This is a genomic window from Actinomadura kijaniata NBRC 14229, assembly GCF_001552175.1.
Taxonomy (GTDB): Bacteria; Actinomycetota; Actinomycetes; order Streptosporangiales; family Streptosporangiaceae; genus Spirillospora; species Spirillospora kijaniata.
In genome coordinates, this window is the sequence record NZ_BCQR01000007.1 from 1 (window position 1) to 12809 (window position 12809).

General features: G+C 73.6%; 12 protein-coding genes. 7 read left to right on the forward strand and 5 right to left on the reverse strand.

Translation table 11 applies throughout. The annotated features are described in order from the left end of the window. From AKI01S_RS02345 to AKI01S_RS02355, 3 genes are all read right to left on the reverse strand, one after another. The coding region (locus AKI01S_RS02345; protein WP_067811785.1) for an MFS transporter at nt 1–1209 on the reverse strand (1209 nt) is incomplete at its 3' end. 457 nt (nt 1210–1666) lie between these two features. Next, the gene (locus AKI01S_RS02350) at nt 1667–2029 is read right to left on the reverse strand and encodes an ArsR/SmtB family transcription factor (RefSeq protein WP_067811787.1); all 363 of its coding nucleotides are present in this window, start codon (nt 2027–2029) and stop codon (nt 1667–1669) included. A gap of 86 nt (nt 2030–2115) precedes the next feature. Next, nucleotides 2116–3513, reverse strand: coding sequence for a carbohydrate-binding protein (locus tag AKI01S_RS02355; RefSeq protein ID WP_067811789.1), 1398 nt, complete (start codon nt 3511–3513; stop codon nt 2116–2118). A gap of 277 nt (nt 3514–3790) precedes the next feature. Between AKI01S_RS02355 and AKI01S_RS02360 the strand changes: the two genes are divergently transcribed. Genes AKI01S_RS02360 through AKI01S_RS02380 form a run of 5 tightly spaced genes read left to right on the forward strand, consistent with a single transcriptional unit; the run spans nt 3791 to nt 9360 of the window. Further along, a complete protein-coding gene (locus tag AKI01S_RS02360; protein WP_067811791.1) occupies nt 3791–5092 on the forward strand; it encodes an extracellular solute-binding protein in 1302 nt (433 codons plus the stop codon). Then, nucleotides 5089–6057 carry a carbohydrate ABC transporter permease gene (locus AKI01S_RS02365; RefSeq protein WP_067811793.1) on the forward strand — a complete coding sequence of 323 codons (969 nt, stop codon included), beginning with the start codon at nt 5089–5091 and terminating at the stop codon, nt 6055–6057. The genes AKI01S_RS02360 and AKI01S_RS02365 overlap by 4 nt, the downstream gene beginning before the upstream one ends. Beyond that, the gene (locus AKI01S_RS02370) at nt 6054–6935 is read left to right on the forward strand and encodes a carbohydrate ABC transporter permease (RefSeq protein WP_067811795.1); all 882 of its coding nucleotides are present in this window, start codon (nt 6054–6056) and stop codon (nt 6933–6935) included. Before AKI01S_RS02365 ends, AKI01S_RS02370 begins: the two co-directional genes overlap by 4 nt. A 38-nt stretch (nt 6936–6973) precedes the next feature. Next, nucleotides 6974–8371, forward strand: coding sequence for a GH1 family beta-glucosidase (locus AKI01S_RS02375; RefSeq protein ID WP_067811797.1), 1398 nt, complete (start codon nt 6974–6976; stop codon nt 8369–8371). Next, on the forward strand, nt 8368–9360 hold the full coding sequence (locus tag AKI01S_RS02380; protein WP_067811798.1) for a LacI family DNA-binding transcriptional regulator: 993 nt from the start codon (nt 8368–8370) through the stop codon (nt 9358–9360). The genes AKI01S_RS02375 and AKI01S_RS02380 overlap by 4 nt, the downstream gene beginning before the upstream one ends. Nucleotides 9361–9409: 49 nt before the next feature. Here AKI01S_RS02380 and AKI01S_RS02385 read toward each other — a convergent pair whose 3' ends face one another. Then, nucleotides 9410–10048: a TetR/AcrR family transcriptional regulator gene (locus AKI01S_RS02385; RefSeq protein WP_067811800.1), complete on the reverse strand. Its 639-nt coding sequence runs from the start codon at nt 10046–10048 to the stop codon at nt 9410–9412. Nucleotides 10049–10112: 64 nt separating this feature from the next. Between AKI01S_RS02385 and AKI01S_RS02390 the strand changes: the two genes are divergently transcribed. Beyond that, entirely contained in the window at nt 10113–11534 is a 1422-nt protein-coding gene (locus tag AKI01S_RS02390; RefSeq protein WP_083998775.1) for an MFS transporter, read from the forward strand. Nucleotides 11535–11575: 41 nt separating this feature from the next. On the opposite strand, the gene AKI01S_RS02395 is transcribed toward AKI01S_RS02390, so the two are convergent. Beyond that, the gene (locus AKI01S_RS02395) at nt 11576–12478 is read right to left on the reverse strand and encodes a TIGR03619 family F420-dependent LLM class oxidoreductase (RefSeq protein WP_067811802.1); all 903 of its coding nucleotides are present in this window, start codon (nt 12476–12478) and stop codon (nt 11576–11578) included. A gap of 90 nt (nt 12479–12568) precedes the next feature. Here AKI01S_RS02395 and AKI01S_RS02400 point away from each other — a divergent pair, with 90 nt between their 5' ends. Next, nucleotides 12569–12808 carry a hypothetical protein gene (locus AKI01S_RS02400; protein ID WP_067811804.1) on the forward strand — a complete coding sequence of 80 codons (240 nt, stop codon included), beginning with the start codon at nt 12569–12571 and terminating at the stop codon, nt 12806–12808. Nucleotide 12809 lies beyond the last annotated feature (1 nt).

Genomic DNA, 12809 nt, shown 5'->3' on the forward strand with positions numbered 1-12809 from the left:
GGGGGCCGCGGCGGCGCGGGTGGGCCACAGCGCCCGGGCGGCGACGGCGGCGCCGACCCCGATCACGGTGAGCGCGCCCGCGGCGGCGGTCATCCCGGCCCCGGCGGCCAGCCATCCGGCGAGCGGGTAGGTGACCAGCCAGGCGGCGTGGGACAGGGAGAACTGCGCGGCGAACGCGGCGGGCAGGTCGGCCGGACGCACCGCGCCCCGGATCAGGTTGCCGACCGGGATCAGCACCGCCGAGGTGGCGGCCCCCAGCACCGCCCACGCGGCCAGCAGCGCGGCGAAGGTCAGCGCGCCCGCCGCCAGCCCGGCGGTGAGGACGCCGAGCACCGCGAACAGCACGGCGGCGGCGGGCAGCATCACGGTCCGGGCCTCGAACCTGTCCAGGACGCGCGGCAGCAGCAGCGCCACCGCCATCGACCCGGCCCCGAACGCGCCCAGCGCCAGGGAGACGTCGCCGGTGCCCCGGCCGAGCTGCTCGCGGACCAGGACCACGGTGTTGACCACGACCATCGAGCCGGCCGCCGCGACCGCCACGTTCAACGCCAGCAGGGCGCGCAGGGGAGCGGTGGCGCCGAACAGCCTGGCCCCGTAGGTCGCCTTGGCGAGCGCGCCGCCGGTGCGGGCGGCCGGCGCCGGCGTGGGCAGCACGACCGAGACCACGAGCGCGGCCGAGGCCAGGAACCCCAGCACGGTGCCGAAGAACAGCCAGTTGTAGCTGATCAGGGTGAGGAGCCCGGCGGCGAGCACCGGGCTGAACAGGCTCTCCAGGTCGTAGGCGAGCCGCGACAGCGACAGGGCCCGGGTGTAGTCCCGCCGGGCGGGCAGCACCTCGGGGATGGTCGCCTGGAAGGTCGGGGTGAACGCGGCCGAGGCGGACTGGAGCAGGAAGATCAGGACGTACACCTGCCAGACCTCGGTCACGAACGGCAGGGCGAGCGCGACGCCGCCCCGGACCAGGTCGGTGGTCACCATCAGGGCGCGGCGCGGCAGGCGGTCCGCGACGGCGCCGACCACCTGCGAGACGACGACGTAGGCGACCATCTTGATGGCCAGCGCGGTGCCGAGCACGGCGGAGGCGTCCCCTCCGGCCAGGTCGTAGGCGAGCAGGCTCAGCGCCACGGTCGCGAGCCCGGTGCCCACCAGGGCGATGGCCTGCGCCGCGAACAGGTGCCGGTAGGTGCGGTGACGGAGAACGGCGAACATGGCCCCTGCCCTCTCGGTGACGACTCGACACTTCATTATGTGCGTACTTGCGCACATAATGAACCGGGAGGGGTGTCGATCCATTCCCGGGAGGCGGAGGGGACCAGGGCCCGTGTCGCAGGGGGCCTTGGCCGCGCACGCGAGCGCGTTACCTGGCCTGCGGGCCCGAAGCCGGAGGCGAGGGCTCGAAGGTCAGATCGCGAAGCGATGTCGTACCTGCCAAGGGCTGGTGAGACGCGAGCTGCCAGGCGAGCGCCGTGGACCAGGGCTTTCAAGCACCGCCTGGATCGTGTTCAACGTGTCCTCGGCCACCGCGCGAGCGCGTGACCTGAGCGGTGGGGCGACTGCCGGAGGCGAGCCCCACCGGGAAGATCGCGAAGCGATGTCGCGCTCGCCGAGACCTGGTGAGGCGCGAGCCCCCGGGCGAGTGCCGTGGGCCAAGCTTTTGAAATGCAGCTCAGTCGTGCCAGGGTTCGCCGGTCATCAGGTGGTCGGCGTGGTTCAGCGCCTCGTTGACGAGGCCGCGCAGGTGCCCGTCGCGCAGCGAGTACACCACGCGCCGCCCCTCGCGCCGGGACCGGACGAGGTCCGCCAGGCGGAGCTTGGCCAGGTGCTGGCTGACGGCGGGCCGGGCCCCGCCGCTGGCGGAGGTCAGCTCGGTCACGTCGGCCTCGCCCTCGGCCAGCAGCCACAGCAGGTGCAGCCGCGTCGGATCCGCCAGCAGGGCGAACACCGCGCTCGCCCGCTCGAACTGCTCCCGGTCGGGGGTCCACTCGTGGTGGTGGACCACCGGGGACGCGGCGTGCTCGCGCTCTGGCATACGGCCATCGTAGTGCGCGGTCGACCACCGGCCCGACCGCCGGACCGGCCGCCGGGCCCGGTCCGGCGGCCGGTCGCGGGACGCGGTCAGTCGGCGAAGGTCATCCAGTTGAGGTTGACGAAGTCGGCCGGCTGGCCGCTGCTGAACGTGATGTAGACGGTGTGTCTGCCGGTCACCGGCGAGATGTTGGCGGGCACGGTCCGCCAGCTCTGCCACCCGCCGGTGTTGGCGACGGAGAACTCGCCGACGACCTGGCCGGTCGGGCTGCCCAGCCGCACCTGGACCCGCCCGCTGACCCCGCTCGCCGCGCCGGAGGCGACCCTCGCGCGGAACTGCGTCGCCGGGGTGCTCCCGAAGTCGACGCCGTCGTAACGCAGCCAGTCGCCGTCGCTGATGTGGCTGACGTTCTGGCCGCCGCCGCTGTCGGTCGTGGTCTCGAGCTGCGTGCCCGACTGGGCCTGGCGGCTCTCGGCCTGGATGGTCGAGCGGGCGTTCACCCCGCCGGGCGGCGGCTCCTGTGAGCCGCCGCTCTGCCAGACCGCGACGTAGTCGACGAGCATGGGACGTCCCGGGACGGTGGCGGCGGTGGGCGTGGCGCGCCCGGCGACGCCGTTGGGGAACGCGCCGCCCATGGCGACGTTGAGCAGCAGGAAGTAGCCGCCGTGCCCGGTCATGTTCGACCAGGTGGCGGCGTCGAGCTGGTTCTGGCCGACGCTGTGGAACTGCTGGCCGTCCACGTACCAGCGAAGCTGGTTGGGGGTGACGCTCCGGTCCCACTCGAAGCGGTAGGTGTGCATGCCCGCCTGGCAGGAGGTGCCCGGACAGGCGCGGCTGGCCCCGAGCCCGTTGGGCTCGTTGCAGGGACCGCCGGGGTTCACGCCGCAGTGCAGCACGCCCCAGACCGAGTTGATCCCGTTGACGTTCTCCATGACGTCGAACTCGCCGATCGACGGCCAGTTCTGGTAGTTGCCCCGGTACGGGGCGCCGAGGGCCCAGAAGGCGGGCCAGTAGCCCAGCGCCTGCTCGCCGGTGACGTCGGGCATCCGGATCCGGCCCTCGATCCGCAGGACGCGGCCGTCGGCGGGCTTGAAGTCGGAGCGCCGGGTCTCGATCCGGGCCGACGTCCACTCTCCCGACGCGCTGCGCAGCGGAGTGATCCGCAGGTTGCCGCCGCCGTCCAGGCTCACGTTGGCGGGGTCGGCGGTGTAGTTCTGGATCTCGCCGGTGCCCCAGTTGGGCGGGCCTCCCGGGTAGCCGTGCCCGGTGTCGATGATCCAGTTCTCCGGTGCGGGACGGGCTCCGGCGGCGCCGTCGAAGTCGTCGCTCCACACCAGGCTCCAGCCGGCCGGGGGCGGCGGGACGGTGGCGGCGGCGGGCCGCGGCGCCGCGGCCGTGGCGACGGCCGCCGGGAGCACGGCGGCGAGCACGGCGGTGAGCACGGCCGGGACGGACCGGCGCCGGAGCCGTCTTCTCAGTGGGGTCATGGCGGGGGGACCTCCCACAGTGAGGGGAGCAGGCGTTGTGTCGCGTGCCCTCTGGTGCGGGTCAATGTCACCCTCCCGGAGCCGCCTGTCAAGAGCGTGAGAGCGCTCTCTGAACTGCGTCGGCGCGTTTTGCTGGCGTTATACCAATCCCGAATCTGAGCCGGTCCCATCGGGAAATCGCTCTCTTGACAATCCCTCGTCGTCACTTCACTCTCTGCGAGAGCGCTCTCTCACCCGTTGCGGGCTCACCCCCCACCTCTGACCCCGAGGACAGCCCATGCGCAGATCCCACCGCCGCCTCGCGTCCCGCCTCGCCGCGGCCGTCACCCTGGCGCTCGGCGCCGCCGCCTGCGGAGGCGGCGGATCCGGCGCCGGCCCGGACGGAACGGTCACGCTGACCGTCGACACCTTCAGCACGTTCGGGTACGAGGAGCTGTTCAAGCGGTACGAGGCGTCCCACCCCGGCGTCAGGATCAAGCACCGCAACGTGGTGCAGCTCGACGAGTACCTGCCCCGCCTGGAGCAGTGGATCGCCGCGGGCAGCGGCGCCGGGGACGTCGTCGCCCTGGAGGAGGGCATCCTCAGCAAGTTCCTGGCCAAACCCGACCGGTTCGTGAACCTGCTCGACCACGGGGCCGCCTCCCTGAAGGACGGCTTCCTGGACTGGAAGTGGAAGCAGGCGCTCAGCCAGGACGGGAGGTACCTGGTCGGCCTGGGCACCGACATCGGCGGCCTGGCCATGTGCTACCGCACCGACCTGTTCGCGAAGGCGGGACTGCCCACCGACCGGGAGAAGGTCGGCGGGCTCTGGCCGACCTGGGACGCCTACATCGCCACCGGCCGCAGGTACGCCGACAAGGTGAAGGACTCCAGGTTCGTCGACGGGTCGGTGAACCTCTACAACACGATCCTCGCCCAGCAGGCGAGCCAGACCGCCGGGCACACCTTCTTCGACCCCTCCGGCAGGCTCGTCGCCGGCGCCAACCCGGCGGTCCGCGGCGCCTGGGACACGACCGTGAGGATCCAGCAGAACGGGCTGTCGGCCGGGCTGAAGTCGTTCGAGCCGAGCTGGGGCTCCGGCTTCAAGAAGGCGAGCTTCGCCACCGTCGCCTGCCCGTCGTGGATGCTGGGCGTCATCAAGGAGAACGCCGGGGCGGAGGCTTCCGGCAAGTGGGACGTCGCGCCGATCCCGGGCGGCGCGGGCAGTCGCGGCGGGTCGTTCCTGGCGGTGCCCAGGCAGAGCAGGCACGCCGCAGAGGCGGCCGCGCTGGTCAGGTTCCTGACCAGCGCGGAGAGCCAGATCGTGGCGTTCAGGGCGCGCAACAACCTGCCCTCGTCGCCGCGGGCGCTGGACGACCCGGCGGTGCTGTCGTTCCGGAACGGGTACTTCAACGACGCGCCCGTCGGGGAGATCTACGCCAAGGGCGCCAAGGCGATCAGGCCGCTCTACCTGGGCCCCGACAACAACCCGGTCCAGCAGCGGTTCGAGGACGCGCTGCTCGCGCTGGAGCAGAGCAGGCTCTCACCCGACGCGGCGTGGCGGAAGGCCCTGGCCGACGCCGAGCGGGAAGCCCGATGAGCGTCCCCGCCGACGTCCGCGTCCGGCCCCGGACGGCCCGGCCGTCCGGGCCCCCGGGCCCGCGCCCGCGCGGGTCCGCGCTCACCCGGCTGGACGTCAGGCTCTCGCCCTACCTGTTCGTCTCGCCGTACTTCCTGCTGTTCCTCGTCTTCGGGCTCTTCCCGATGGGCTACACGCTCTGGGTCGCGCTGCACGACTGGGAGCTGCTCGGCGACCAGAGGTTCGTCGGCCTGGAGAACTTCCGGCTCGTCCTGACCGATCCGCAGTTCTGGAACGCGGTCCTGAACACCCTCGGCATGTTCGTCATCGCCACCGTCCCGCAGCTTCTGTTCGCGCTGGTGCTGGCGAACGCGCTCGACCGGCGCATGCGGGGCCGGCTGGTGGCCCGGCTGGGCGTGCTCGCCCCGATGGTCACCTCGATCGCCGCGGTGGCCATCGTGTTCGGCCAGCTGTTCAGCCGGGACTTCGGGTTCGTCAACTGGGTGCTCGGCTGGTTCGGCGTGGACCGTCTCGACTGGGCGGCGGGACGCTGGTCGTCCTGGCTGGCGATCTCGGCGATGGTGGACTGGCGGTGGACCGGCTACAACGCGCTGATCTACCTGGCCGCGATGCAGTCGATCCCGCGCGACCTGTACGAGGCGGCGGCGATCGACGGGGCGTCCCGCGCCCGCCGGTTCTGGACGATCACGCTGCCGATGCTGCGGCCGACCATCGTCTTCACCGCGATCGTCTCCACCATCGGCGGGTTCCAGCTGTTCACCGAGCCGCTGCTGTTCGGCAACGGCGACATGGCCGGGGGATCGCTGCGGCAGTTCCAGACGGTCACCATGTACATGTTCGAGAACGCGTTCCGCCGGTTCGACTACGGCTACGCGTCCGCCGTCTCCTGGATGCTCTTCATGCTCATCCTCGTCGGATCCCTGCTCAACTTCCTGTGGCTGCGACGTGTGGGAGGCACCCGATGACGTTGCCGCGAACGCCCGGAAGGCCCCGCCGGAGGCGCTCGGGCGCCGTCGCCGCGGTCTGGGGCGCCGGGCCGCTCACCCGGATCACGCTGGTCGCGACGGTCGTGCTGTCGCTGTTCCCCCTCTACTGGATGTTCGTCGTCGCCACCCGCACCAACGACGCCGTCGGGTCGGTGCCCCCGCCGCTCACCCCGGGCGGCGAGCTGGGCCGCAACCTGGCCCGGCTGTTCGGCAACGAGCAGGCGCGCTTCACGCTCGGGCTGGCCAACTCCGCCGTCGCCGCCACGACCGTCACCGTCTCCACGCTGCTGTTCGCCACGCTGGCCGGGTTCGCCTTCGCCAAGCTGCGCTTCCGCGGGCGGGGCGCGCTGCTGCTGGTCATGCTCGCGACGATGATGGTGCCGGTGCAGATGGGCGTCATCCCGCTCTACATGCTGATGGCCGAGATCGGCTGGACCGGGAAGCTCCAGGCCGTCATCGTGCCGTTCCTGGTCACCGGGTTCGGCGTGTTCATGATGCGGCAGTACACGACGCAGGCGGTCCCCGACGAGCTGATCGAGGCCGCCCGCATCGACGGCTGCTCGACCTTCCGCATCTACTGGAGCGTGGTGCTGCCCGTGCTGCGCCCCGCCATGGCGGTCCTCGGGCTGTTCACCTTCATGCAGACCTGGAACGAGTTCATCTGGCCGCTGGCCGTGCTCAACCCCGACAACCCCACCGTGCAGTACTCCCTCAACCTGCTCAACGGCGCCTACTACACCGACTACTCGCTGATGTTCACCGGCACGCTGGTGGCGACGCTGCCGTTGCTGGCGGTCTTCCTGCTGTTCGGACGCCAGATCATCAGCGGGATCATGGACGGCGCCCTCAAGGCATGATCACTTCCCCCTCGCCACCGGAGAGACCAGCCGAGACGATGACGGCTCCCGCGCTCCAGACCGACGACCGGCCCCTCACCTTCCCCTCCGGCTTCGTCTGGGGGGCGGCCACCGCGTCCTACCAGATCGAGGGCGCGGCGCGCGACGACGGCCGCGGCCCCTCGATCTGGGACACCTTCAGCCGCCGGCCGGGCGCGGTGGCCGGCGGGCACACCGGCGACGTGGCCTGCGACCACTACCACCGCTTCCGCGACGACGTCCGCCTGATGGCCGGGCTGGGGCTGGACGCCTACCGGTTCTCGGTGGCCTGGCCGAGGGTGCAGCCCGACGGCTCCGGCCCGGTCAACCCGCGCGGTCTCGGCTTCTACGACCGGCTGGTCGACGCGCTGCTGGAGGTCGGCGTCACCCCCTACGCCACCCTCTACCACTGGGACCTGCCGCAGGCGCTGGAGGACCGGGGCGGCTGGACGGCGCGCGACACCGCCCTGCGCTTCGCGGACTACGCCGAGGCCGTGCACCGCCGCCTCGGCGACCGGGTCGGCACCTGGACGACGATCAACGAGCCGTGGGTGGCGGCCTACCTCGGCCACGCCGCGGGGGTCCACGCCCCGGGCCGGACCAGCGCCGCCGACGCGTTCCGCGCCGCGCACCACCTGCTGCTGGGGCACGGCCTGGCCGTCCGGCGGCTGCGCGCCGCCGGGGCCGGGCAGATCTCCCTGACCCTCAACCTCGCGCCGGTCGTGGCCGGGGCGGCGGAGCCGGACGCGGACGCGGCCGACCTGGTGGACGCCATGCTCAACCGGCAGTTCCTCGACCCGGTGCTGCGCGGGGAGTACCCCGGGCGGGTGCTGGCCGCGGCGTCCCGCCACGGCGGGCTGGACCACGTCCACGGCGACGACCTGCCCGTCGTCTCCGAGCCGATCGACTCGCTCGGCATCAACTACTACAACCCGACCCGCGTCGCGGCGTCCCCCGGCGCCCCGCCGAACCCCGCCTATCCCGGCTCCGAGGGCGTGGCGTTCCCGCCCGCCGAGCCGCCGCTCACGGCGATGGGCTGGCCCATCGCGCCCGGCGGCCTCGGCGACCTGCTGGTCCGGCTCAGCCGCGACTACCCGGGCACGCCCCTGGTCGTCACCGAGAACGGCGCCGCGTTCGACGACGTGCCCGACGCCGACGGGCGGGTGCGCGACCCGGCCCGCATCGCCTACCTCGACGGGCACCTGCGCGCCGCGCACGCCGCGCTGGCCGCCGGTGCGGACCTGCGGGGATATCTCGTATGGTCGCTCCTGGACAACTTCGAGTGGGCCGAGGGCTACGCCAAGAGGTTCGGCATCGTCTACGTGGACTTCGCCGACCAGCGGCGCCTGCCCAAGGACAGCGCGCTGTGGTTCCGTGATGTCATCGCCCGCAACGGAATCGGTGGAAAGGCGAAATGAAACGTCCCACGCTGGAGGCCGTGGCGGCCCGGGCGGGAGTCTCCCGGGCGACGGTGTCGCGTGTGGTCAACGGCTCGGCCACCGTCAACCCGCAGATCCGCACCGTCGTGCTGCGCGCCGTCGAGGAGCTGGGCTACGTCCCCAACTCGGCGGCCCGCAGCCTGGTCACCCAGCGCACCGGGTCGATCGGGCTGGTGGTCTCCGAGCCACCGGCCCGCGTGTTCTCCGACGACCCGTTCTTCTCCCTGGTCATCCGCGCGGTGAGCCAGGAGCTGGAGGCCGCCGACAAGCAGGTCGTGCTCATGATGGCGTCCTCCCCGGCGGGCTACGACCGGGTCGAGCGGTACGTGGCGGGCCGCCACGTGGACGGGGTCATCCTGCTGTCGCAGCACGGCTCGGACCCGCTGCCCACGGCCCTCGTGCGGACGGGGGTGCCCGTGATCTCGCACGGGCGGCCGGTGTCCACGACCAGGCCGCCGTACTGCGACGCCGACAACGTCGGGGGAGCGCGCGCCGCCGTGGAACACCTGCTGGCCAGGGGACGGCGGCGCATCGCCACCATCACCGGCCCGGTCGACATGTCCGCGGGGCTGGACCGGCTGGCCGGGTACCGCGAGCTCATGTCCGGCAGCGGCCGCCGGTCCCTGGTGGCCGTGGGGGACTTCACCCGGGACTCGGGGGTGGCCGCGATGAGCCAGCTCCTGGAGGACGACCCGGACCTCGACGCGGTGTTCGCCGCGAGCGACCTGATGGCGATCGGTGCCCTGCACGCCCTGCGCAGGGCGGGCCGCCGCGTCCCCGACGACGTCGCCGTGGTCGGGTTCGACGACATCGAGGCCGCCCGGTTCACCGACCCGGCCCTGACCACCGTGCGCCAGCCGATCACCGAGGTCGCCCGGACCATCGTCCGGATGCTGCTGACCGGGGTGGAGGACGGCGCCGAGCCGGTGATCCTCCCCACCGAACTCGTCGTCCGCGACTCCACCTGACCCGCGCGCCTTCGCCTCGGGCCCGCGGGCCAGGGCCCTGGAACACGTCCTAGCGGTGCGCCTCGTGGACGGTGCGCCAGCGGTCGGTCGCGACGCCCGACATGATCACTGAGACGACGTCCCCGGCGAGGTCGGGCGTGACCGGCAGGTGCCCGAACAGGACGCGGTAGTAGGTCGTCGAGGCCAGCATGTCCAGCAGCAGGTCGATGTCGGCGTCGGGGCGGATGTCGCCGCGGGCGACGCCGCGCCGCAGCGCCGCGGCCGTGGTGGCGCGGCGCGGGTGGAAGAAGGTGTCGAGGAACTCCTTCTCCAGCACCGGGTCGGCGGCCAGGTCGGCGATCAGGCCGGGCAGCGCCCGGCGGCCGAGGGCGGTGGTGAACGCCGCGCCGATCGTGCCGATCCCGGCGATCAGGTCGCAGTGCGTGCAGCCGGTGTCGGGGGTCGGCGCGGTCCCGACGGTGCGGGCCAGGGCCGCCACGACCAGGTGCTGGCGGGTGGGCCAGCGGCGGCGCAGCGCGGGCTTGCTGGTCCCGGCGCGGGCGGCGGCCCCCTCCATCGTGAGGCCGCCGTAGCCGGCCTCGTTGAGGATCTCGACGACGGCGCGCAGGACCGCGTCGTCGATGCGGGCGTCGCGGGGACGGCCGGTGCGGTGCGGGCCGTCCGGGGCCGGGGTTGTGGATCGGGCCATGGGACGAGTATAAACCAATTACGTTTCGTTCCGGAACGGAACTAAAGTCGTGAAGGGAGCTCCCATGTCCACTGACCCCGGCGCGGCGGACGTCCGGGCCGAACGCCCCCGGGCCGCGTCCCCGGCGAGCGTGTTCGGTCCCGCCCACCGCGCCCTCACCCTGGGCGTCCTGCTGTCGGTCGGCATGGTGGCGTTCGAGTCGCTCGGCGTGGCGACCGTCCTGCCGGGCGTCGCGGAGGAGCTGCGCGGCCTGGACGCCTACGGCTGGGGCCTGTCGGCGCTGATGCTGGCCAACATCGTCGGCACCGTGGTCGCGGGCCGCGCCGCCGACCGGCGGGGACCGGCGGCGCCGATGGCACTGGGCATGCTGGTGTTCGCCGCCGGCTGCGCGGTGGCGGGCGCGGCCGGGAACTGGCCGCTGTTCCTGCTCGGCCGGTTCGGCCAGGGCCTCGGCGTGGGCGCGGTGATGGCGATGGCCTACACGCTGATCGGCCTGGCCTACCCCGAGCGGCTGCGGGCGCGGATGTACGCGCTGCTGTCGTCGGCGTGGACGCTGCCCTCGCTGGTCGGGCCCGCCGTCGCCGGAACGGCCGCCGACCACGCCTCCTGGCGCGCGGTCTTCGCCCTGATGCTGCCGATCACCGCCGTCGCGGCCGTCCTCACCCTGCCCGCGCTGCGGGCCCTGCGCCCCGCGTCCGCCGGTGCCCCCGCGCCCGCCGCCCTGCCGTGGTGGCGGCGGCCCCTGGTCAGCGCGGTCCTGCTCACCGTGGGCACCGGCGTCCTCCTCCAGGCGCTGCTGCTGGAGAACCCCGTCGCGCTGGTCCTCCTGGCATCGGCGGGTCTCGCCGTGACGGTGCCCGCGCTGCGGTGGGTCACCCCGGAGGGCACCCTGACCGCGCGGCCCGGCCTGGGCGCGGGCGTCGTCGTCCGGGCGCTGCTGTGCGGGGTGTACTTCGGCAGCGAGGCGTTCCTGCCGCTGGGCCTGCGGGAGCTGCGCGGCATGGGCGCGACCGCGGCCGGGCTGGGCCTGTCGGCGGGGGCGGTGACCTGGGTCGTCGGCTCGGCCCTCCAGGCCCGGCGGGACGACGCGGGCGCCGGGCGCGTGGCCGCCACGGCCGGCGGCTTCGCCGTGCTGCTGGCCGGGGTGGCGCTGATCGCGGTGACGGTCCTGACGGACCTGCTGCCGCCGTGGGCCGCGCTGCTCGGCTGGGCGGTCGGCGGGCTGGGCATGGGCGTGGCGTTCAACGCCTCCACCACCGCCACCCTCCAGCGGACCCCGGCGGAACGGCAGGGCGAGGTGAGCGCGGCGCTCCAGCTCGCCCAGACGTTCGCCACCGCGCTGGTCGCGGGCCTGGGCGGCGCGGCCCTCGCCCTCGGCCGCCATCACGGCGGATCGATGCGGGGAGCGCTGCTGGGGGTGTTCGTCCTGACCGGGCTGCTCGCGGTGGCGGGGATGCTGCTGTCGCGCCGCGTCGTCCGCGCCTGACGGGCGCCGGGAGGCCCGCGCGGGCCTCCCGGCGCCCGGGGTCAGCGGGCCAGCAGCGGGGCGACCAGCGGGACGCGCTCGGCGGGGTCCCCGGTCATCGACCAGAAGACGTGGTCGACTCCCAGCGCGTCCAGCCGCTCCAGGTCACCGGCGACCTGCTCGGCGGAGCCGGTCAGCGGCGCCCGCTCCGCCAGCGGCCGCGCGGTGACCGGGCCGTTCACCTGCACCACGACGGGCCCGCCGGCGTGCCCGGCCGCCTCCGCCGCGCCCCGGTACGCCTCGACCTGGCCGCGCAGCGCGTCCCAGTCGAAGACCACCAGGGAGATCCCGGCGCCGAGCCGCGCGGCGCGGTCGATCGCGGCGGGGGTGACGCCGCCGACCAGCAGGCCGGGATGGCCGTTCCGCACCGGCTTGGGACCGATCTCGCACTCGGGGATCCGGTAGAAGCGGCCCTCGAAGCGCACCGGGTCGGGGCCCCACACGGCCAGCATCGCCCGCAGGTGCTCCTCGAACCCGGCCCCGCGCCGCTTCAGCGGCACCCCGGCGGCCTCGAACTCCTGGCCCATCCAGCCCTGGCCGACGCCCGCGAGCAGCCGCCCGCCGCTCAGCCGGTCCAGGGTGGCGAGCCGCCGGGCCAGCACGACGGGGTTGTGGAACAGCGCGACCACCACGCTGCTGCCCAGCCTGATCCGTTCGGTGCGGGCCGCGACGTGCCCGAGGACCTCCAGCGGGTCGTACACGTTGCCGAACGCCTCCGGCGGCTCCATCACCGGCCCGCCCTCGCCGCCCATCGCGATCGGCACGGTCGGCCTGAGCAGCCGCTCGAACGTCCACACCGAGCCGAGCCCGGCGGCCTCGGCCTCCTCCGCCACCCGGACGATGGCCTCCGGGGTGGCGTCCTCCCCGGCGATGGGGAGGTTGACCCCCAGCTCCACTCTGCTCATGTCGCTCGCCTCCGTCTGCGTGAGATCAGGTGTGCGGAGTAGACCCGGCGGGCGGGGACAAATCATCGCTCTCCCGGCAGGATGCCGGTCATGGACCCTGACCTGCCGACCGTGAACGTCGCCCTGTGGCGGGCCGACGCCGTCGTCCTGTTCGACTGGCTGACGAGCACGGACCTCGACACCGTCCCGGTCACCCATCCGGCGCAGAAGCAGGCGCTGCTCGATCTGCTCACGAGCCTTGAGGCGGAGGCCGACGCGGACGTCACCGCGTCCACCGGGCAGGAGATCGCGGCCGCGCAGGAGGAGGTGGCCCGGGACATGGCCTGGTAGG

Coding starts and splice junctions, on each gene's coding strand:
- AKI01S_RS02355 (WP_067811789.1), bottom strand. CDS start 3,513: ATGACCCCACTGAGAAGACGGCTCCGGCGCCGGTCCGTCCCGGCCGTG.
- AKI01S_RS02375 (WP_067811797.1), top strand. CDS start 6,974: ATGACGGCTCCCGCGCTCCAGACCGACGACCGGCCCCTCACCTTCCCC.
- AKI01S_RS02380 (WP_067811798.1), top strand. CDS start 8,368: ATGAAACGTCCCACGCTGGAGGCCGTGGCGGCCCGGGCGGGAGTCTCC.
- AKI01S_RS02400 (WP_067811804.1), top strand. CDS start 12,569: ATGGACCCTGACCTGCCGACCGTGAACGTCGCCCTGTGGCGGGCCGAC.
- AKI01S_RS02370 (WP_067811795.1), top strand. CDS start 6,054: ATGACGTTGCCGCGAACGCCCGGAAGGCCCCGCCGGAGGCGCTCGGGC.
- AKI01S_RS02395 (WP_067811802.1), bottom strand. CDS start 12,478: ATGAGCAGAGTGGAGCTGGGGGTCAACCTCCCCATCGCCGGGGAGGAC.
- AKI01S_RS02390 (WP_083998775.1), top strand. CDS start 10,113: ATGTCCACTGACCCCGGCGCGGCGGACGTCCGGGCCGAACGCCCCCGG.
- AKI01S_RS02350 (WP_067811787.1), bottom strand. CDS start 2,029: ATGCCAGAGCGCGAGCACGCCGCGTCCCCGGTGGTCCACCACCACGAG.
- AKI01S_RS02365 (WP_067811793.1), top strand. CDS start 5,089: ATGAGCGTCCCCGCCGACGTCCGCGTCCGGCCCCGGACGGCCCGGCCG.
- AKI01S_RS02360 (WP_067811791.1), top strand. CDS start 3,791: ATGCGCAGATCCCACCGCCGCCTCGCGTCCCGCCTCGCCGCGGCCGTC.
- AKI01S_RS02385 (WP_067811800.1), bottom strand. CDS start 10,048: ATGGCCCGATCCACAACCCCGGCCCCGGACGGCCCGCACCGCACCGGC.